The sequence below is a fragment of the Anaerobacillus alkalidiazotrophicus genome (assembly GCF_001866055.1).
Genome location: NZ_MLQS01000030.1, coordinates 505,161 through 526,107, shown reverse-complemented (window position 1 = coordinate 526,107; position 20,947 = coordinate 505,161). Strand labels below are relative to the sequence as shown.

Here is a 20,947-nt window from a genome sequence, read left to right as displayed (position 1 = left end):
TGTTATACTTAATTTTGATTACTATAATTCTATTAAAAGGAGCTGATAGGATGGTAATGCCAAAATATGTAACTGACATAAATAAAATTGAGGCGATACCAGAGATTGAGCGGGAAAAATTAAAAAAAATTACAGAGAAATACGTTTTCCGTGTAAATGATTATTACTTAAGTCTGATTGATTGGAATAATCCGAACGATCCCATCCGTAAACTCGTTATTCCAAATGAAGGAGAGCTTGCCGAATATGGGCGCTGGGATGCTTCCGATGAAGCGACTAACTATGTTGTTCCTGGATGCCAGCATAAATATGGAACAACAGCTTTATTAATCGTTTCTGAAGTATGCGGTGCTTATTGCCGTTACTGCTTTAGAAAACGTTTGTTCCGGAATGAAATTAAGGAAGCAATGAATGACGTTAACCCTGGAATTGAGTATATTGCCGAGAATCCAGAAATTAATAACGTTCTACTTACTGGTGGCGATTCATTAATTTTAGCTACAAAAAAACTACGTCTGATTATAGAACGTCTAAGAGCGATTGACCATGTAAAGATTATCCGATTAGGATCAAAGATGCCGGTTTTTAACCCAATGCGTATTTATGAAGATCAAGAATTCCTCAATCTTATTCGGGAATATTCAACTCCTGAAAAACGCATTTATATTATGGCACATATTAATCATCCAAGAGAAATTACAGAAGAAGCTAAAAAAGGGTTTCAAGCTCTCCATGACGCCGGAGCAATTGTTGTTAACCAAACTCCAGTATTAAAAGGAATTAATGATGATCCCGTTGTTTTAGGTGAATTACTTGATCGATTGTCATGGGCTGGTGTAACACCTTACTATTTCTTTATCAATCGCCCGGTGGCAGGAAATAACGATTTTGTACTTACATTAGAGGAAGCTTATCATATTGTTGAACAAGCAAAAGCACGTACATCTGGGTTAGGTAAACGCGTTCGCTTGTCTATGAGCCATACATCTGGAAAAATCGAAATACTAGCAATTGAAGATGGTAAAGCATACCTAAAATACCATCAATCTAGAGATAAAGAATACGGAAAGTTCATGGTTCTAGATTGTCCAAAAGATGCCGCTTGGTTTGATGATTTGCCTGGAAATGAAAAATATTGGAAAGCACCAGTCAAGAAGGAAGAAGCAATCCAATCAGCAAATGAGATCATGAGTGAAAAAGAACTAGTTAGAAGTTAAGAAAACGACAAGCTATACGGCTTTTCAAGGGGAGAAATTTATGGTTTCTTAATCTATAAGAAAAACTTGGCTTATCGCCAAGTCCTAAAGCGAAAGCCTTAGTTTTTCTTATACTATTCCTTTAGAGAAGTTAAACTTTCTTAAAGTACAAAAAAGGAGCTAACTTTAAAAGCAAAGTTAGCTCCTTTTTTGTTGAAAGAAATGGCAATCAACACTTACTAAGGAAATATTAAAATACTAATATAAATTAGGATTATTTACATTCCAATTCATTTGCAATTCTTCTAAATCATCATCATAATCTATCATAGTAGGCATTTGGCCGACAGTTTGTTGTGGTGTCATTCCTGGCGCTGGCATTCCCATTTGCTGTGGTATCATTCCTGGCGCTGGCATTCCCATTTGCTGTGGTGTCGTTCCTGGCGCTGGCATTCCCATTTGCTGTGGTGTCATTCCTGGCACTGGCATTCCCATTTGCTGTGGTACCATTCCTGGCGCTGGCATTCCCATTTGCTGTGGTACCATTCCTGGCGCTGGCATTCCCATTTGCTGTGGTACCATTCCTGGCGCTGGCATTCCCATTTGCTGTGGCATCATTCCTGGTGCTGGTACCCCCATATGTTGCGGTGGTATTGCTGGCATTGGCATTCCCATTTGCTGTGGTACCATTCCTGGTGCTGGGCATCCCATATGGTGTGGTAATACCCCTGGCTGTATACCCATTTGGTATGGCATTACTCCCGTATGCATATGTTTATTACTATTACATCCACAAGACATTCTATTACCCCTTCCTGATTGTAAGTTAGGTACTTGTTTAAGTTGACACTATCAATCTTATGAAATAGGAGGATGTCTTGTGATAATTTTCCAATTAGTTTTTAGGTATTTGAATAATTTAGGCAATAGCCCTAAGATTTTTCTAATGCGTTCTAGCCTAGGAGTGCACGGTCGCTAGCCATTTCTGTCCCTCTAATACGCTGAAACTCTTTCATTAGCTTATCAATTGTTAATTGTTGTTTTTCTTTACCAGCAATATCTAATATGATTTGACCTTTATCCATCATTATTAATCGATTTCCTAAATCTAGCGCTTGCTGCATATTATGAGTAACCATAATTGTTGTTAATTTGTATGTTCTTACAATATCCCCAGTTAATTTAGTAATCATTTCTGCTCTTGAGGGATCAAGTGCAGCAGTATGCTCATCAAGTAGTAAAATATTTGGCTCTGTAAAAGTAGCCATTAAAAGCGACAGTGCTTGCCTTTCTCCACCCGATAGCAAACCTACCTTTGCCGATAAACGATTTTCTAACCCTAATCCCAGTGATTGTAAATATTCACGAAACATTTCTTTTCGTTTCTTATTAACACCAAACCTCAATGTTCTTCTCTGATTTCGACTATAAGCAATCGCTAAATTTTCTTCAATTGTCATATTAGGTGCGGTGCCCGCCATTGGATCTTGAAAAACACGACCGATGAGTGCTGCCCGTTTATATTCAGCGATATGAGTTACTTTATTTCCACCGATATAAACTTCCCCAACATCGGGTAACAAGGATCCGGATATGGTATTCATTAATGTTGACTTACCCGCTCCGTTACTACCGATAACGGTGATAAAATCCCCTGCTTCTAAAGATAGATTAATATTCTGAAGGGCTTTTTTCTCATCAAGGGTTCCTTCATTAAAGGTGATGCTAATATTATTAAGTTGCAGCATTTCTTTCCCCTCCTTGAGATTTTGATAACTCTAATCGTTTACGCTGCTTCCGCCTTTTTTCTTGCTGTGTGGCCATTACTTTTGGGACGATAAGTGCAGCTGTTACGATAAGAGCAGTAATTAACTTCATATCTCCTGTTTCTAAAAACTCTACTCTCAGTGCCAAGGCAACCACAATTCTATATATAATGGCACCACCGATAACTGCTAGGGTCGTACGTGCAATAGTCTTCGTACCAAAAAGTGCTTCACCGATAATTACTGACGCTAAACCAATAATAATCATTCCAATACCCATACCCAAATCTGCAAAGCCACCGTGCTGAGCAATTAATGCCCCAGACAATGCCACTAGTCCATTAGATATTCCTAAACCAACAATAATTAAATAGTCTGTATTAGCAGAGAAGCTACGAATCATTTTCTTGTTATCGCCCGTTGCTCTTAATGCTAAGCCAACCTCAGTTTTTAAAAATTGATCCAATAATAACTTTGCAATGAATGTAATAATTAGTCCAGCAAAAATAACTGCCCATGTCCGAGGCATATGTGAAACTCCCAAAAATGCTAATATTCCATTAAAAAATTGGTCGAAGCCTAGATTTTGCCAAAAGTTTGTAATTTGCTTAATTAGCGTTGTCTCATTTAACAATGGTAAATTCGGTCTCCCCATAATACGTAAATTAATAGAATAAAGTGCGATCATCATTAATATTCCTGATAATAAAGGATTAATCTTCCCTTTCGTATGAAGAATCCCTGTGACACAACCAGCAATGAACCCAGCCACTACAGCTCCAATTGTTGCAATAATAGGAGAGTAGCCATTAATAACCATTATTGCGGCAACTCCTGCTCCTGTCACAAAGCTCCCATCTACCGTTAAATCCGGAAAATCAAGTATACGAAAGGTGAGGTAAACCCCTAATGCCATTAGAGCATAGATGATACCTGATTCAATTGAGCCAAAAATAGAGATAAACACAAAACTCATCCTTCCTAATTATAAGTCACATACTTATTTAAAATGTCATGTAGTCAGTAATGTCTGACCACATGACACCTAAACTAATAAATTATTCAAATTTCCACCAACAATTATTACTCTAAAATTTTAGCAATTTCATCCCACTCGGCATTCCATTCAACATCTTGAGCTTCTGCTGCACTCTTATTAATTAATAATGATAATTCAGGTGGTATTTCAACATTCATTTCAGAAGGTACTTTTTCTCCTTTTAAAATTGCTGCAGCCATTTCACCTGCTCGGTATCCAATCGAAAAGAAATCAACACCATATGTGACAAAACCACCTGCATCAAGGGATTCAGGATCACCAACGATTAATGGTATACCATAGTCATTAGCAGTACCAACTAAAGAACCTAAGCCCTGAACAACTGTATTATCAGTTGTCATTAAAAACACATCAACATTACCAACTAGAGAATCAGCTGCTTGCTGTACTTCAGCAGATGTAGCAACAGTTCTTTCTACTAATGTAAGACTTGATCCTTCTAATGCTTCTTTAATTGCTTCTAATTGAGAAACTGAGTTCGCTTCACCAGAATTATAAATATATCCAACTTTTGCACCTTCAAAATTTGTATCAATAAATTCGATCGTTCTTTTCGTAAATTCAGGATGTAAATCAATAACACCAGTAATATTTTCTCCAGGTTGATCTAATGCTTCAACAATACCTGCGCCAACTGGATTAGACACAGAAGCAAATACGATAGGAATTTCGTTCGTTGCATTTAACGCACCTAATGTACTCGGTGTAGAGTTTGTAAAGATAAGATCTACTTGATTGGCAACAAATTGGTTAGAAATTGTTGCGACATTATTTTGATCGCCTTGTGCACTTTGGAAGTCGTAAGTAACGTTCTCTCCTTCAACAAAACCATTATCATCAAGCGCTGCTTTAAAACCTTCAAAAGCTGCATCTAATGATGGATGCTCAACAATTTGAGTTGCTCCAATTTTTATTTGTTTAACTTCGTTCTCTTCTTGCGATTGTTCATTTGAACCACAAGCGACAAGAGCAAAAATTGCCAATAATAACATTGCAAAACTACTAATCATTTGTTTCTTCATAGTTAAGTCCCCCTGAAAATTTAAAATTTTCTAATATATTTAAATAATATAATATTATATTATTTTTGCATTGTAAACAAAAAAATTTGTTACTTTAAAGCGTTTTAGCGACATAGGTCATTTTTTATTAAATAGTTCTATTTCTTACTTTTTTAATGTGGAACACGAACCTAAACACCTTCATATATTACTAATGATAAAATATGAAATGAGTGAAAAAAGATGAGCGTTATCATCCCTTATAAATTTATCTCAAAAAATGGACATAGGATACTTCTTCGATCAGCAAGTCCAACAGATGCAAGACCTCTATGTCAATTAAGTTATGAGGTTATTAGTGAAAATGATACGTTAGTCGCTACTATTGAAGAATTTTATCTTAATGAAGAAAAACAAAAAGAGTCTATATATTTTTACAATGATGATCCAAGAAGTTGCCTAATTGTAGCTGAGTACAATAGACAGATTATTGGTATGTTAACCTTTCAGGGGGGGACATTACAAAAATATCAACATCATGGTTCGATTGGAATCATTGTTAAAAAAGATTTTCGAGGGACCGGGGTAGGTAAAGCACTCCTTTCAACTTTAATTGAATGGGCTGATTATAATCCTTTATTAGAAAAACTTTGTTTGGAAGTTTTAGCCTCTAACAAAAGTGCTATTCTCTTATACAAATCACTTGGATTTATTGAAGAAGGAAGACTAGTAAATCAAGTAAAGCTGGGAAACGGTAGATATGACGACTTAATAATTATGGGGAAGTTTTTAGATTACGAATGGCATTTGTGAATACCACAAATGCCATTCGAAAAATTTTCCGTATCTTTATTGAACAACAACCGCTGTTCCGTATGCAACAATCTCAGAAGCGCTATTCATTACTCCTGAAGTTTGTAAACGCACACCAATAATGGCATTCGCCCCTAGTTCCTCTGCATCTTTTACCATTCTACTAATAGCAATCTTTCTTGCTTTATCCATCATATCTGAATATTCCTTAATCTCACCACCCACAATGTTTTTAAGACCAGCTAAAATATCACTACCTATATGCTTCGCTTGAATAGTACTTCCTTTCACAAAGCCTTTGTAAGCAATTACCTCTTTACCTGGGATTTGTTCAGTAGTTGCGATAATCATCGTCATCTTCCTCTCTTTTTTCTTTTATTCTTTCCTTTATTATTACTACAATTAACGATATTGCGCACAGTACATTTAGAGCAATTAAATACAGAGCAACAACAATATTAATAAAAAAGAAAACAATAGCAATCGCTTGAAACAAAAAAGTTAAAATTAATAATATCAATTTTAGATTTTTCATTAATATTTATCTCCCTCAATTACATAAATCTAACTTCAATTATACAACAAAAACCAATATTTTCATTTTTTTTGTTATTTGGTGGGATTCGTGGAAATGATGATGATTATATACAAATAATTTATAATATTTATGTTAAAATACGATAGTGCTTAATATCTTAGAAATTGAGGGATTATATTTGAAAATTGTATTAACAACATTAAATGCAAAGTTTATTCATACCGCACTTTCTCTTCGACTATTAAAGGCTTACGCTGAGCCTGAATATGAAGTTGAAATAAAAGAATACACTATTAAGGATCCAAGTTTAAACATATTATCAGATCTTTACGAAAAAAATGCTGATGTCATCGGCTTCAGTTGTTACATTTGGAACATTGAAAAAACGATCGAAATTATAAAAATGTTAAAAAGAGTTAAGCCCTCATTAAGAATTATCTTGGGGGGACCAGAAGTCTCTTTTGATGTTCCTTATTGGATGGACAGAATCCCAGAAGTCGACTTCATCGTATCTAACGAAGGAGAAGAAACATTTAAACATCTATTAGATGAAATTTGTGGAGAACAGAAGTATCATCTAGTATTTGGGGCAACTTACCGAAAAGATAATGAAGTGATTGTAAACCCACCACGTCCAAATATGAAATTAGAAACGATACCTACTGCCTACCGATTTCTAGAGGACAAAGAAGATATAAAGAAACGAATTATTTATTTTGAAACAAGCCGAGGTTGCCCTTTTAGTTGTTCCTTTTGTTTATCATCAATAGAAGTAGGAGTCCGTTACTTTGATATCGAGAGAGTAAAAGAAGATTTATTATATTTAATTAACAACGGTGCCAAAATTATTAAATTTATCGATCGGACCTTTAACATTAAGCGAGACTACGCATTAGAAATTTTTCAATTTTTGATTGATAATCACCAAGGCTGTGTTTTTCAATTTGAAATAACAGCTGATATCATGCGACCTGAAGTGCTGGAATTTCTAAATACTCACGCCCCATCTGGAGTTTTTCGTTTTGAAATTGGTATACAATCGACAAACGATGCAACAAACGAACTAGTAAACCGTAGACAAAACTTCGAGAAACTTTCAAGAACCGTAAATATGGTCAAAGAAGGTAATAAAATTGATCAACACCTAGATTTGATTGCGGGACTTCCAGAAGAGGATTATATTTCATTCAAAAAAACTTTCAACGATGTATTTGCTATGCGGCCTGAAGAGCTGCAATTAGGCTTTTTAAAGATGCTTCGGGGAACTGGTTTAAGAAAACAGGCAACACAGTATGGCTATGTTTTTATGGATCATTCACCATATGAAATTTTGCAGAATGATGTGTTATCTTTCTCTGAAATAATTCGCATCAAACGAGTTGAAGATATTTTAGAAAAATATTGGAATGCTCACCGGATGGATCATACCATTGAATTCTTAGTAGAACATGAATTCCCAACTGCTTTTGATTTTTTCCAAGAATTTGGAGACTATTGGGACAAACAAGGTTGGTCAAAAATTGGACATCAACTCGAAGATTTATTTTTACGAATTCAGCAGTTTTTACAACAAAGAGCAACAAATAACTTCGAAATAATTAAAGGAATAATGATTTATGACTTTTTCTTAAATCATAAACATAAACCCCGAAAAACATGGTGGGATTTCACATTAACAAAAGGGGAACAAGCAAATCTTCTAGAATACGTTGCAGAAAATAGTCAACAAGTCTCTGCTTCATTTAGTGACCTACAACTTTCTGTGAAGGATTTGCATAAGCACACGATGATCGAAGTTCTTCCTTTTAACATAAAACATTATTTCAAATCAAAAGAAGTTATAATAAGTAAGACTCTTCTCATTACTTATTTTGATCCTAAAATGCAAAAAGCCTACCCGTTTATTTTACCGGAAATAGGTGCTATCCTAAAAAAATAAGATAAGCTAGAACAGATCATGCTAAATGATCTGTTCTTTTATATTTATATACTTATAGACCACTTATTTTAATAGCTGTCTAGCTTCGTCGCTTGTACTTTTCTCAGTGCAAAAATATATTGGTATTACTCACACTTAGTGATACACTTTTTAGTCAGAGGTGTTTTAATGGAAAAGTGGAATTATTTATTAATCATTATCGGGGCTTCTTTATGGGGAACAATTGGTATTTTTGTACAAGGTTTATATACTTTGGGACTCACACCACTTCAAGTAGTAACAGTTCGTGTATCTTGTGCAGCCATTATTTTAATTCTATATCTACTTATAACAAACCCTACTTTATTAAAAATCCATAAACAAGATTATAAGTACTTTGTTGGAACAGGTATATTTTCTATCGTATTTTTTAATTGGTGCTTTTTTACTGCGATCCAGGAAACTTCTCTATCCGTAGCAGCTATATTACTTTATACAGGTCCTGCTTTCGTAACTATTTTATCAAGAATTTTGTTTAATGAATGGCTTACAACAAGAAAACTTTTCTCTCTTTTACTTACACTTGTTGGCTGTATTTTTGTAATAGGTTTATTTCCACTTGAAAATTCCAAAGTTAGTTTATATGGAGTAATTGTTGGGCTTGGATCTGGGTTAACCTATGCTTTATATAGCATATTTTGTAGATATGCATTAAAAAAGTACAACTCTCAAACCGTCACTGCTTACACGTTTATATTTGCAGCAATCGCTTTGCTACCGTTTAGCGGATTGTGGAATATAGAAAATATATTTCATACTACTTCTTTCTGGAGTAACGGTATTAGTTTAGGATTTTTCCCTACTGTTTTAGCTTATTTACTTTATACGAAAGGACTTAATAAAGTTGAAACAAGTAAAGCCTCAATCACAGCCACCATCGAACCTGTTGTTGCTGCATGTATTGGAATATTTATGTTCGGCGATCTATTAACTATGTGGCAATTGATAGGAATTTCCTCTGTTTTACTTGGAGTTATAGTCGTTTCAGATTCTACCAAAGATCAAAAACACAAAAAAACTTTTCAACAAGGGCAAACAACTGCCTAAAATTTTACTATAAGAAAACGGAGTATCTATATACGTTTAAACATAGATACTCCGTTTTCTTATTCTATAGTTTTACTATATTCCCTTATATGTGTAATCCTCTCAACCATTGGTGGATGCGTATAACGAAAAATCTTCACTATAGTTGGTGGATTTACGTCTGATAGACCTTCCACTGATAATTTATGAAATGTCGCAACAGCTGCATCTGGATCGTTCGTTAAATCTATTGCATAACGATCTGATTGGTATTCATAAACCCTCGAAATAGCATTACTTACTGGACTTACAACAAAACTTAGTAATGATAGGATTAAAAGGATAATTGGTAAAGCTGCTATGTTATCGGGTTTAATTTTAAGTCGCTTTCCAAAATTGTTAATTATTAATGAATAAAACTTGCTTGTTACATAAAGGCCAACAAAGCTAGCTGCAATCATTCCTATTAATAGCAATGGCAAGTGATTTAGATCATAATGCCCCATTTCATGTGCCATCACAAACAATACTTCTTCTTTATTTAATCGCTCTAATGTCGTGTCCCACAATACGATTCGTAGATTACTACCAATCCCTGTTACATAGGCATTAAGGGCATTCGTTTTATCAGCCATATTCACTTCATACACTCTATCAGCAGGAATATCAGCTTCCTTTGCTAATAATAATATTTCTTGTTCAAGCTCCTTATCTTTTATTTGATAAAACTCGTGATATAACGGATCAATAACTACAGGTTGAATAAACATTAAGAACAACGTAAATGGAATAGATAAGAGCCAAGTATATAACCACCACTTTTTAGGCCACTTTGAAATAATATGCATAATGACATAAGCAACAATTGTTAAGATAACAGCTTCTACCCAAAAGGTAATTAATTGATCTTTCATCCAGCTCTGAAAAGCTTGAATGGAAATTCCATACTTCTTGCTTAAAGTATATGAAAAATAGTTAATCGGAAACGTAACAATCCAACTAAAGGTAGATAAAAGAATCACATATAGTGTCGTTTGTAAAAAACGATACCTAATTACCCGCTCTGACCATCGAGCAAAAAACTGGGACAGACCAAACAATAAAACAAATAAATAAATGAGCCATTCAAATGGTAAGTTGATAAAATAGATAACATTTCTCCATTTTGAAAACTGTGATGATAATTGATATTGTTCTTCATCCATGAAAGTAAGTGGATCTGCTTCTGTTCCTACATAATGTTCAGGTAAAGGCGTATTTACTGTAAATAAATATGTAGATATGGATACAGCATATAGCAAATAAATAATGAAGATTCCCCAAAAAAGCTTTCTCACTTTTTATCCTCCCCTTCTTAGTAGCCTACGTTTAGTAATACTTAAGATTATATATTTACTACGGTGACCTTCTTCGAATCTGCTTTTGAAACGTATAAAGCTGAACTTCAATCAGTGGGGGTTTTCCTTCATCCCCCACTGATTGTTAGTTCAACTTATACCACGGGCATAAGAATAACTAATCATCAGCTTCACTGATGAAAGTTATTCTATATCGGACCTTTAGGGGCAGTTAATCCCCCACCTAAACTTCTCGATTTTCTTAAGTTTTGAGGTGGGGGTCTTACTGCCCATTAAGAGTGGGATAAAAATTTAAATTCTATGTGCGATTTCAATAGTTTGTCTTAAATTTTAAAATGTATTTTTTAAAAATGAGGACAAAGACTCCTATATTAGTTTAGGCGATAGAATTGAATTTAGAACTCTAAAAGCGTATTATTATAAAAACAATGATGCGAATGATACTTTTTACTTTTTAAAAAGAGGATAATATTACCAATGTATTATGTACATTATTCTAATTCAGAAACAGATTTGAAATACATACTTTTTTATCTCTATGAAAATATCGTAAATATGTGAGCTTTTATACATTTTATCATAATAATTAATTGTATAATAAACTGTATAATTTTTCACAGAAAAGAGAGTGAAATACATGGGAAAATCATTTACTAAACGTTTTTACTTTCTAGCAACTTTTCTCCTACTAATTTTAGTAGCATGTAATGCTACAAATGAAGAAGCTAATCCTAACAACTTTCCTGAATATGTATTAAATGCAACTTATCCTGGTGCAATGGCTGCTTATGAATATGCCGTTGAAGCTGAGGAAGGAATCCTTGAATATATTCCATGCTATTGCAACTGTTTTGTTGAACCATTTAATCATAAGAATGTTAAGGAATGTTTTATTTCAAGTGAACACAGTACCAATGATTTGCTTGTTTATGATGATCACGGCGCTGGCTGAGGGATTTGTATAGAAATTGCACTGGATGTGCAAAAATTACATGAACAAGGTGTACCCCTTCAAGAAATTCGTGACTTTATTGATGGTGAATATTCAAAATATGCTCCACCTACCCCTACACCTTATCCACCAGCAAATTAAATAGTTTATTTAATAAGAAGAAAAGCCATTATAGTGAAAAGTTCGCTATAATGGCTTTTTTCTATTATTTTCCTGTTTCTTTAAATGTTTTAATTCGAGAGCCAATCTCATCACGAACTCTTTGGAAGAATGCCCACTTTTCTTCATCTGTTCCTTCTGCTTTTGCCGGATCGTCAAATCCCCAATGAACGCGATCCTTATTTTTGGGTGTTGCTGGGCATACATCGTTAGCATGGCCACATAATGTTACGACTAAATCGGCATTTGCTAAAATTTCAGGATCAATAGTGTCTGAGGTTTGATTGGAAATATCAATACCAATTTCTTTCATTGCTTTAACAGCATTAGGATTTACACCATGAGCTTCTATTCCAGCAGAATAAACATTCCACTCATCTCCTAAATAATGATGACCAAACCCTTCTGCCATTTGGCTACGGCATGAATTTCCTGTACATAAAAAGTAGATTGTTTTTTTTGACATGTGTAAGTAAGTCTCCTTTAATAAAATAATATCTCTTTTCACTCATAATGAGCTATAAGACCTGCACTTCAAAACAAAGTAAATCTTAGTCTTTTCAGTGAGACATAAGTTTAGCAATCAGTTTAAATTAGTAAATCTAAACCGATTGAAATAATACTTTCTATCAATAACGACACTATTGGGCTAACTTTGAATCAGGAAACCAGTGTCGTGTATTGTTTGATATACGAACTAACGCTAACATCAGAGGAACTTCAACGAGAACCCCAACAACCGTTACGAGTGCTGCACCAGATTGAAGACCAAATAATGCGATGGCTACCGCTACTGCCAATTCAAAAAAGTTACTAGCACCGATCATTCCAGCAGGTGAGGCAATTTCATGTGGCAATTTCCAGGCTTTTGCCCATCCGTATGCTATGGCAAATATAAGGAACGTTTGAATGATTAAAGGAATGGCAATTAACACAATATGGATTGGATTGTTTAATATAACATCACCTTGGAAAGAGAAAAGGATGATTAACGTTAACAATAAGCCAGTAATCGTAACATTATCAAATTTCTTTATAAAGACATTTTCAAAATACTCTTTTCCTTTATTCTTAACAATGTAAGTTCTTGATAAATATCCACCTACTAATGGAATAACGATAAATAACACAACAGATAAGAGTAATGTGTCATATGGCACTAATACATTACTTACACCTAATAAAATCATGACAATTGGAGCAAATGCAATTAATAAAATCAAATCATTTACAGCAACTTGAACAAGTGTATAGGAAGGATTCCCTTTCGTTAAATGACTCCAAACAAATACCATCGCAGTACAAGGGGCTGCCCCTAATAATACGGCACCTGCAATATATTCAGTAGCTAGGTCTGCTGGAATAAGCCCCCCAAAAATTATTTTAAAAAACAGCCATGCAAATAAAAACATTGTAAACGGCTTAATTAACCAGTTTGTCGTACAAGTCACAATTAACCCCTTTGGCATTTTTAATGCCCCTACGATACTAGAAAAATCAATTTTCAACATCATCGGATAAATCATTAGCCAAATTAGAATAGCGACAGGAATTGATACTTGGGCATATTCAAATCTGCTTAACGTCTCTGGGATAAAAGGAAGCCACTGGCCAATAGCAACTCCAACGATAATACATAACGCAACCCATATCGTTAAATAGCGTTCAAAAAACCCAATTCCTTTCACTTCCGTTTCATTACTCAATTCTCTCACTCTCCTCAAACTTCTATTAATCACAACAAACGTTTTTACTAATTCTCTCTAACTGCAGTAATTTTTCATCTTGATCAGGGATATGGTCTAATATCGAGAGAATAACCGAATAAGCATCATTTTCTTTATTTAGTGAATAAAAAATCCATTGTCCTTTTCTTTTCTCTGTTACTAAGTTTGCATCTTTTAATTTACGAATATGTTGACTAATAGACGGTTGGCTCATTTCTAAAAGTTCAACAAATTCACATACACAACAATCCCTTTCTTTCAATAGACTAACTATCGTTAGCCTTGTTTTATCTCCTAATAACTTTAATACAACAACCATTTTTTCTATAGGGATTTTATCCATGAATTCAACTCCCTTAATTAATTTCATTACATGTATTATTATATAAGTATATACTTATATGTCAATGAGAAATATGATAAAATAAAAAAGAATTATATCTTACTTAGCACGGAGAAAATAACCTTAATACGATCCGTGTAGCATTGATACAATGTTCAACCTAAAATCTATAACTTAAGGAGAGATTTAACATGAAGACAAAAATTGAAATTTTTGACCCTGCCCTTTGCTGTCCAACTGGTGTTTGTGGACCTGATGTTGACCCAGAATTAACTCGTATTGCAAGAGACGTAGCAACTCTCGTTAATAAAGGTCATGACGTTATTAGATATAATCTAGCTCAAAATGCTGAACCTTATGTATTAAATAAGGATATTAGTATGCTTATGGAGGCTGAAGGAGTAGACGGTTTACCCGCTACCGTTGTGAATGGCAAAATAGTAAAAACACATAAGTACCCTTCGAAAACAGAACTAGCTACATGGCTAAATATTGATGTTACTGAATTAGAAGTCAAGAACTCGCCATTAAATATTGATCTCAAGTCAATATAAATAATTAATCTGATTAGCGAAAAAGATGCCCACCACATACATTTTTAATAAAGTTCCGTGGTGGGCTAATTAAGAGCAGATTGTTTTAAATATACTTGAAAGGTTGGTATCATCATGGAATTATTTCACCCAATGAAATTACCTGAAACTCGACATTTCTTTTTTACTGGTAAAGGAGGAGTCGGTAAAACATCAACCGCTTGTGCTACTGCGGTTGCTTTAGCACAAGCCGGTAGAAAAGTATTAATTGTAAGCACTGACCCCGCATCTAACCTTGAGGATGTATTTGATGAAACGTTATCAAATACTCCAAAAGCAATCAGTGAAGTGCCTAATTTATTTGCTTCAAATTTAGACCCAGAAGAAGCCGCCAAACAATATCGGGAAAGTGTCATTGGTCCTTATCGTGGTAAGCTCCCTAAAGCAGCCCTCGATAATATGGAAGAGCAGCTTTCTGGTGCTTGTACAGTTGAAATAGCTGCTTTTGATGAATTTACGAACTTATTATCAAATGATGATTTAACAAAGCAATTTGATCATGTTATTTTCGATACGGCTCCTACTGGACATACGTTACGTTTATTACAATTGCCAACTGCATGGTCTGATTTTTTAGAAGAAAATACAACTGGTACCTCTTGTTTAGGTCCTTTATCTGGCCTTGCATCAAAAAAAGACCTTTACGCACGTACGGTAACAGCACTTTCTAATAGGGAAGAAACAACACTTATACTTGTATCAAGACCAGAGTATTCATCACTAAGTGAAGCCGAACGTGCAGCTACTGAGTTAAGTGAACTTGGAATTAAAAATCAAGCACTGATTATTAATGGTGTTTTTCACGTTTTGGACAGAAACGATCATGTAGCAAATCAATTTGAAAGAAAACAACTTACAGCTTTAGAGCAAATGTCAGATTATTTGAAATCTCTTACTACATTTCAACTCCCTTTAGTTCCGTTTAATTTAACCGGAATAGAAGCACTGAAGAAACTGTTTGTACCTGTTGAAGTTACAAATAGAATTATTACTAATAAACTGACAGCAAATACGATACCACCACTGAAAACTATGATTGATGCCTTTTCAAAAAATAAAAGTGGAGTAATTATGACTATGGGGAAAGGAGGAGTTGGTAAAACAACAATTGCAGCAGCTATTGCCATTGGACTAGCAGAAAAAGGACATCACGTTCATCTTACAACTACTGACCCAGCAGCACATTTAACTACCGTCTTAAAAGATACGAAAGTAACAAATAAAATTTCGATTAGTCGTATTGATCCTAAAAAAGAGGTTGAGAATTATCGTGACCAAGTTTTAAATAAAGTAAGAGAAACATTAGATGAGGAAAGTTTAAAATACATTGAAGAAGACTTACGTTCTCCTTGTACTGAGGAAATCGCAGTTTTTCAGGCATTTGCCAATATCGTGGACAAGTCAAAAGAAACATTTGTTGTGATTGATACTGCACCTACTGGGCATACATTACTTTTACTAGATGCAGCTCATTCCTATCATCGTGAGGTTACTCGTTCTAGTGGGAACATCCCAGAAGCAGTAAAAAACCTATTGCCTCGACTTCGTGATGAAAAAAATACAAACGTAGTGTTGGTAACACTTCCAGAAGCAACACCTGTTTTTGAAGCTAGCCGACTCCAAGAAGACTTACGTCGTGCACAAATCTCACCAAAATGGTGGGTGATAAACCAAAGCTTTCAGGCCTCCAGCACTACTGACCCTATCCTTCAAGGACGGGCTCTCGCTGAAGAACAGTGGATTAAAAAAGTAAAAGATGAACTGTCGAAACAATGCGTAATTGTGCCTTGGCAAGCTGATGACATGATTGGAAGCGAAAGTCTAAAAAAGTTGTTATAAGGTGAACTTCAATAATAGGCAGTATTGAGTGTATAAAGCTGAACTTCAATCAGTGGGGGTTTTCCTTCATCCTCCACTGATTGTTATTAGTTCAACTTATACCACGGGCATAAGAATAACTAATCATCAGCTTCACTGATGAAAGTTATTCTATATCGGACCTTTAGGGGCAGTTTATCCCCCACCTAAACTTCTCGATTTTCTTAAGTTTTGAGGTGAGGGTTTTACTGCCCTTAAGAGTGGAATAAAAATGGCGTTTGAATTATTTTACTAATTCTAAACGCCTTTTTTGTCGGTACTTTGGTTTTTTCCCCATACAATTGAAATCGTCAAAATGATACTCATATTTTCTCCACTTTTCACATCACTTTCACTTTGTTGTGTATTTTCTTATCATTCGCCTATAGAACATATTCTTCTAGGTCAATCGTTAATTCAAACCCCTTTTTTGAAAATTTAATGCCGTCTTTATACTTAAATAAAATTTCATTGTATTTTTCTGCAAGCTTTGCGAATTCTTCCTTATTACCATTTTTTAGAGCATGATCGATTTCCTTTTGAAGTTTCGATGTTTGAAAGCGGTAAATGGATACTTCTAAAAACATCTGAGCATATAAGGAGTCAAGTATCTCTACAGAAGGCTCCCTATGGTTATTCATTAATGACAATTTCCTCAACATTTTTTTATTTATCATAAACTTTTCCATATTTAAAACCTCCTTTTTTTAATTATAATAAATTTTTTGATTATTTTCAACTTTCTGAGTTTTTAGTCAAGTTATCTCACAAGGTTTTTACTTCAGTTAATTTAAAGCGTAAAGTTTTAGCTTTTTTCTATATATATCATCATACTCCACCAATATTCTCTTTTTTTTCACAGCGTTTAATCTCAAAATATGTTATTTTTAAATAAAGAAAATCGATTTAATTCTATTAATGTTGTAAAATATAGTAAGATTGTTAACTTATCGACGATTTCTTTACCTTATATTTACAAATTATGTTTTTGTTTTTTCTAGGAGGACTACTAATGGTCAAAATTACAAAAGAGACATTTTTTGACGAGTTAAGCGAAGAAGAGAAGCAGTACCTTTTGTCACAAGGAACTGAGATTTCTGTCCAAAAAGGTAATTCTTTATTTTTCGAAGGGGATCGTCCTAAACATATCTACTTCATAAAATCCGGTAGAGTTCGCTTAAGTAAAACAAGTGTTGAAGGTAAAGTTTTATTTTTTCAGCTGAAACAGGATAATGATTTTATTGGAGAGCTAAGTTTATATAATAACTTAAAACTTACCTCTAATGCTGATGTTATTAAAGACTCTATATTGGTTAGATTTGAAAGGGAAGTAATAGAAGATATTTGTCGTGTAAATGGTGCAATTGCTTTAGCATTTATGAGACGAATTTCAATCCATAGTAACTCACTTCTTGCACAATTTCGTGATCTCATTTTTTGTGGAAAAAAAGGTGCACTATTTTCAATATTAATCCGACTTAGCAATGCTCACGGTACTCCTTGTGAAAATGGTATTTTAATAAACAAAAAATTAACAAGTCAAGAGTTAGCTAACTATATCGGAGCAACTAGAGAGAGCATTAGTAGAATATTAAAGAATTTAACTAATGAAGAGATTATCTCTATAAATTCAAAGTATATTACAATTAAAAATATCGAGTACTTACAAGAGCATCTTCGCTGTGAATCTTGTCCGTATGTTGAATGCACAATATAATTCAATAGGTTACGTAAAAGTAGAAGAAGTGGTATAGACGTGAAATATAGACGCAATGAAACATTTCGTTATAAAGCTGAACTTCAATCAGTGGGGGTTTTCCTTCATCCCCCACTGATTGTTAGTTCAACTTATACCACGGGCATAAGAATAACTAATCATCAGCTTCACTGATGAAAGTTATTCTATATCGGACCTTTAGGGGCAGTTTATCCCCCACCTAAACTTCTCGATTTTCTTACGTTTTGAGGTGGGGGTCTTACTTGCCCCTTAAGAGTGGGATAAATTTTTATTTTATTAACTGATAGCCAATCACTTTAAACCCTTGCCCTTTTAAAAAGCGTACCGTTAAATTTTTTGAAACATAATCAGAGGCTACTACAACAACTTGATTACTCGAGATTTGTTGATGATGCCGCTTTAAATAAGCATACGGAAGATTAACAGCTCCTTGAACTGGTTTATGGAGAGAATCTCGATAATCTCTCACATCTAAAAATACTGTATTGTTATTTACTATTTTTTGATCTTCATCCATATTTGGGACGTATAAAACAGGAAAATACATTTGATATAAATAAACAAACAGAAGTAAGAAAATAACAATTATGATAATGTACATACTCTCCCCCAGAGTTCCTTCACTTTTATAACATATTTTCTATTATATTGAACTCGTAACCTTTAGCCAAGACAATTGTCTTTTTATCTCCAAAAAAGTGCTTGAAGAAAAAATTAATATATTTTTTCCTTCAAGCACTTATATTCATCCATACCATCCACTTTAGAAGTAAAGACTACAGTTTGTAAATATTGTCCTTTATAAATTTTCGCTTACAATTACTGACCAACCTTTACCTCGATATGCATTATAACCTTTGGTCTTACAAAACGCATAGATCTTTTCTTGACCACCTATTTTTTCTTTGGTATAACCATATTTCTCACCAATTTTCAGTTGTTTTACTGCTTGTAATTGGTTAAGATCTTTTGTTAGTATGCCTTGATGGTTATGACTTGCAATAACAATTCCGTCTTCATTTATTAAATATAGCTCACTATCTTTACTAATTTTTACAGAGTCAATGATTTCATAAATGAAATTCCAATTAAATCGTGTTGTAAAAACACCTATTACTTGACCATTGTCATCACGCACTGGACAAGAATATCCCATTGTATGACCGTTCATTACTTCTGAATAATACATATCTGTAACATGGACATCATTTGTTTTTAATACTTCTTTAAACCATGATCGTTCTGACATGTTTTTACCAATAATATTTTGATTAACTCCTGAAGCTACAATTTTACCAGTAGTATCCATTACAAAAAGGTCGTAATAAACTTCATAAATATCAACTATATTTTTCATTAAGTTTGTAGCACGTTTTTGGTTTTTTTGATCTACGTTTAACAGGCAATCTTTTATCGCATTAAATGTGGCCCATGCTTGTACATCACAATTTCTTTCAAATAAATTCCGGTCAATTTTATCAATTGTATCAAAAGCAACATCTGCTGTTCTTACTGCAATTACTTCATTTGCTTTCTTTTGAATATTTTCAATTAGTTTATAACTTTCTTTATTCGTCGTTAAACTTAAGTCTGCAAATCGCTTAATTTCATTAGCTACAACGGAAAACCCTCTTCCGGCCTCCCCGGCTCTAGCTGCTTCAATTGCTGAATTTAGTGCCAATAAATTTGCTTGTGATGCCACTTGATTAATCGTTTTTACGACTTTTTCCATTTGTTGATTGGCTTCTTTTAGTTCGTTGAGTAATGTGGATGCATTTATTTCAGTGGTTGTTTTGCTCATTGTTTAAAACTCCCTAAGTTATAATATTATTAATATTATAACAATTCATTAAGTTTCTGTTAAATAATCTTCTGAAGTTCACAGATTTTTAACATTTGTTCTTAGTATACTTTAATAAACTCCAGGAAGTCCATACTTATAAAACCCTTTTTTATTTGTATACACCGTCCCTTTACAAGAAGTTCTCTCATTGAGAGTATCTATAAACCATTTTCTACAACCCTTTAGCTTTGGAGTTGAGTTAATGCTTTACTACCTTAAAAGCGAAAAAAATGACTAGCATTTTGCTAGCCATTATTAACTATTCTATCATTTGTGCAATAAGTGGCTCTTCTGAGAGTTCCGGGATTACATATACAATTTGAACTAATCCTTTTCCTTTTGCATAATAATATCCTTGAGCTATATCCTCTTCGTAATCAACAATAATCGTTTCATAGGTAACATCGTTAATAGTCACTTCTGCATCCGTTTCAATAATCTCTCCACCACTCCAGGTCGTTTTCTCTTTTATAGGTAATGATAATACAATTTTCTCATTATAAATCGGGAGATCATAAAGGTCACTTGCCTCTGAAACTGTAGCCATTTCTTCATAAAGGTCAAGGTCTTCTTCAGTAACTTCAAATACAATTGCGATATCATCTTCTCTAACCTCATATACTCGATAAAAGCCGAGAGCTGAACCATAATGACCACGAACAAAAAAGCGATCATTATCTTTATATAAAACTTCTATGCCCTCTCCTAACCCATCCATGGCATGAACAACATCATACTTATATCCCACTTGTAGTGGAAGGTATTCGAAAAGAATCGTTTTAGCTGAGTTTTCATCTACTTCTTTATCTCCTACTAACCCTTGATCTTCGGAAATTTTTTCAGTATCATTTTCTTTCTCAATTATTTCAGTTTCTAAAGTATCTTCTTGTACAATTTGCTGACAGCCAACAGTAAAAAAAAGAGTTATTATTAACAAATGAATTATTAGTTGTTTCATACCCTTGTAATACCCCCCATATTTTTGCTTCCTTACTTTTC

Annotated in this window: 22 protein-coding genes; 8 read left to right on the top strand and 14 right to left on the bottom strand. The window is 33.9% G+C overall.

Translation table 11 applies throughout. The features are described 5' to 3' along the window. Window positions 1-50 precede the first annotated feature (50 nt). Window positions 51-1,217: a KamA family radical SAM protein gene (locus BKP45_RS18440; protein WP_071390037.1), complete on the top strand. Its 1,167-nt coding sequence runs from the start codon at window positions 51-53 to the stop codon at window positions 1,215-1,217. A gap of 237 nt (window positions 1,218-1,454) precedes the next feature. Here BKP45_RS18440 and BKP45_RS18435 read toward each other — a convergent pair whose 3' ends face one another. From BKP45_RS18435 to BKP45_RS18420, 4 genes are all read right to left on the bottom strand, one after another. Further along, complete coding sequence (locus BKP45_RS18435; protein ID WP_071390742.1) at window positions 1,455-1,997, bottom strand: hypothetical protein; 543 nt, start codon at window positions 1,995-1,997, stop codon at window positions 1,455-1,457. A gap of 152 nt (window positions 1,998-2,149) precedes the next feature. Next, window positions 2,150-2,944: an ABC transporter ATP-binding protein gene (locus tag BKP45_RS18430; protein WP_071390035.1), complete on the bottom strand. Its 795-nt coding sequence runs from the start codon at window positions 2,942-2,944 to the stop codon at window positions 2,150-2,152. After that, on the bottom strand, window positions 2,931-3,929 hold the full coding sequence (locus tag BKP45_RS18425; RefSeq protein ID WP_139193827.1) for an ABC transporter permease: 999 nt from the start codon (window positions 3,927-3,929) through the stop codon (window positions 2,931-2,933). Before BKP45_RS18425 ends, BKP45_RS18430 begins: the two co-directional genes overlap by 14 nt. A gap of 116 nt (window positions 3,930-4,045) precedes the next feature. Further along, window positions 4,046-5,044, bottom strand: coding sequence for an ABC transporter substrate-binding protein (locus BKP45_RS18420; RefSeq protein ID WP_071390033.1), 999 nt, complete (start codon window positions 5,042-5,044; stop codon window positions 4,046-4,048). Window positions 5,045-5,266: 222 nt separating this feature from the next. Here BKP45_RS18420 and BKP45_RS18415 point away from each other — a divergent pair, with 222 nt between their 5' ends. Further along, the gene (locus tag BKP45_RS18415) at window positions 5,267-5,836 is read left to right on the top strand and encodes a GNAT family N-acetyltransferase (RefSeq protein ID WP_071390032.1); all 570 of its coding nucleotides are present in this window, start codon (window positions 5,267-5,269) and stop codon (window positions 5,834-5,836) included. Window positions 5,837-5,872: 36 nt separating this feature from the next. Here BKP45_RS18415 and BKP45_RS18410 read toward each other — a convergent pair whose 3' ends face one another. Next, window positions 5,873-6,187 carry a YbjQ family protein gene (locus BKP45_RS18410; RefSeq protein ID WP_071311084.1) on the bottom strand — a complete coding sequence of 105 codons (315 nt, stop codon included), beginning with the start codon at window positions 6,185-6,187 and terminating at the stop codon, window positions 5,873-5,875. Beyond that, complete coding sequence (locus tag BKP45_RS18405) at window positions 6,168-6,371, bottom strand: hypothetical protein (RefSeq protein WP_071390031.1); 204 nt, start codon at window positions 6,369-6,371, stop codon at window positions 6,168-6,170. Before BKP45_RS18405 ends, BKP45_RS18410 begins: the two co-directional genes overlap by 20 nt. A 181-nt stretch (window positions 6,372-6,552) precedes the next feature. Here BKP45_RS18405 and BKP45_RS18400 point away from each other — a divergent pair, with 181 nt between their 5' ends. Continuing rightward, window positions 6,553-8,313 carry a B12-binding domain-containing radical SAM protein gene (locus BKP45_RS18400; protein WP_071390030.1) on the top strand — a complete coding sequence of 587 codons (1,761 nt, stop codon included), beginning with the start codon at window positions 6,553-6,555 and terminating at the stop codon, window positions 8,311-8,313. A 168-nt stretch (window positions 8,314-8,481) separates the two neighbouring features. After that, a complete protein-coding gene (locus BKP45_RS18395) occupies window positions 8,482-9,399 on the top strand; it encodes a DMT family transporter (RefSeq protein ID WP_071390029.1) in 918 nt (305 codons plus the stop codon). Window positions 9,400-9,458: 59 nt separating this feature from the next. Here the strand turns inward: BKP45_RS18395 and BKP45_RS18390 are convergent, their stop codons facing one another. Next, the gene (locus tag BKP45_RS18390) at window positions 9,459-10,715 is read right to left on the bottom strand and encodes a M48 family metallopeptidase (protein ID WP_071390028.1); all 1,257 of its coding nucleotides are present in this window, start codon (window positions 10,713-10,715) and stop codon (window positions 9,459-9,461) included. A 658-nt stretch (window positions 10,716-11,373) separates the two neighbouring features. On the opposite strand from BKP45_RS18390, the gene BKP45_RS23140 reads away from it, so the two are divergent. After that, the gene (locus BKP45_RS23140) at window positions 11,374-11,829 is read left to right on the top strand and encodes a PCYCGC motif-containing (lipo)protein (RefSeq protein ID WP_281243163.1); all 456 of its coding nucleotides are present in this window, start codon (window positions 11,374-11,376) and stop codon (window positions 11,827-11,829) included. Window positions 11,830-11,893: 64 nt separating this feature from the next. Here BKP45_RS23140 and arsC read toward each other — a convergent pair whose 3' ends face one another. From arsC to BKP45_RS18370, 3 genes are all read right to left on the bottom strand, one after another. Continuing rightward, window positions 11,894-12,313 carry an arsenate reductase (thioredoxin) gene (gene arsC, locus BKP45_RS18380; RefSeq protein ID WP_071390026.1) on the bottom strand — a complete coding sequence of 140 codons (420 nt, stop codon included), beginning with the start codon at window positions 12,311-12,313 and terminating at the stop codon, window positions 11,894-11,896. Between the two features lie 175 nt (window positions 12,314-12,488). Continuing rightward, window positions 12,489-13,553, bottom strand: a complete 1,065-nt coding sequence (gene arsB / locus BKP45_RS18375) for an ACR3 family arsenite efflux transporter (protein ID WP_071390025.1) — start codon at window positions 13,551-13,553, stop codon at window positions 12,489-12,491. A gap of 25 nt (window positions 13,554-13,578) precedes the next feature. Then, window positions 13,579-13,917 carry an ArsR/SmtB family transcription factor gene (locus tag BKP45_RS18370; protein WP_071390024.1) on the bottom strand — a complete coding sequence of 113 codons (339 nt, stop codon included), beginning with the start codon at window positions 13,915-13,917 and terminating at the stop codon, window positions 13,579-13,581. Between the two features lie 191 nt (window positions 13,918-14,108). On the opposite strand from BKP45_RS18370, the gene arsD reads away from it, so the two are divergent. Together arsD and arsA are read left to right on the top strand one after the other, a co-directional pair. Beyond that, window positions 14,109-14,471, top strand: coding sequence for an arsenite efflux transporter metallochaperone ArsD (gene arsD, locus BKP45_RS18365; protein ID WP_071390023.1), 363 nt, complete (start codon window positions 14,109-14,111; stop codon window positions 14,469-14,471). 111 nt (window positions 14,472-14,582) lie between these two features. Further along, window positions 14,583-16,349 (top strand): arsenical pump-driving ATPase, encoded by a 1,767-nt coding sequence (gene arsA, locus BKP45_RS18360; protein ID WP_407639599.1) that lies wholly within the window; start codon window positions 14,583-14,585, stop codon window positions 16,347-16,349. 401 nt (window positions 16,350-16,750) lie between these two features. On the opposite strand, the gene BKP45_RS18355 is transcribed toward arsA, so the two are convergent. Further along, on the bottom strand, window positions 16,751-17,056 hold the full coding sequence (locus BKP45_RS18355; protein WP_071390021.1) for an IDEAL domain-containing protein: 306 nt from the start codon (window positions 17,054-17,056) through the stop codon (window positions 16,751-16,753). 323 nt (window positions 17,057-17,379) lie between these two features. On the opposite strand from BKP45_RS18355, the gene BKP45_RS18350 reads away from it, so the two are divergent. Continuing rightward, window positions 17,380-18,084, top strand: coding sequence for a Crp/Fnr family transcriptional regulator (locus BKP45_RS18350; RefSeq protein ID WP_071390020.1), 705 nt, complete (start codon window positions 17,380-17,382; stop codon window positions 18,082-18,084). Between the two features lie 289 nt (window positions 18,085-18,373). Here BKP45_RS18350 and BKP45_RS18345 read toward each other — a convergent pair whose 3' ends face one another. The 3 genes from BKP45_RS18345 to BKP45_RS18335 form a co-directional block, all read right to left on the bottom strand. Continuing rightward, window positions 18,374-18,706 carry a rhodanese-like domain-containing protein gene (locus BKP45_RS18345; RefSeq protein WP_084787890.1) on the bottom strand — a complete coding sequence of 111 codons (333 nt, stop codon included), beginning with the start codon at window positions 18,704-18,706 and terminating at the stop codon, window positions 18,374-18,376. 198 nt (window positions 18,707-18,904) lie between these two features. Continuing rightward, window positions 18,905-19,906, bottom strand: a complete 1,002-nt coding sequence (locus BKP45_RS18340) for a methyl-accepting chemotaxis protein (RefSeq protein WP_071390019.1) — start codon at window positions 19,904-19,906, stop codon at window positions 18,905-18,907. A 301-nt stretch (window positions 19,907-20,207) separates the two neighbouring features. Beyond that, window positions 20,208-20,906: a hypothetical protein gene (locus BKP45_RS18335; RefSeq protein WP_071390018.1), complete on the bottom strand. Its 699-nt coding sequence runs from the start codon at window positions 20,904-20,906 to the stop codon at window positions 20,208-20,210. Between the last annotated feature and the right edge of the window lie 41 nt (window positions 20,907-20,947).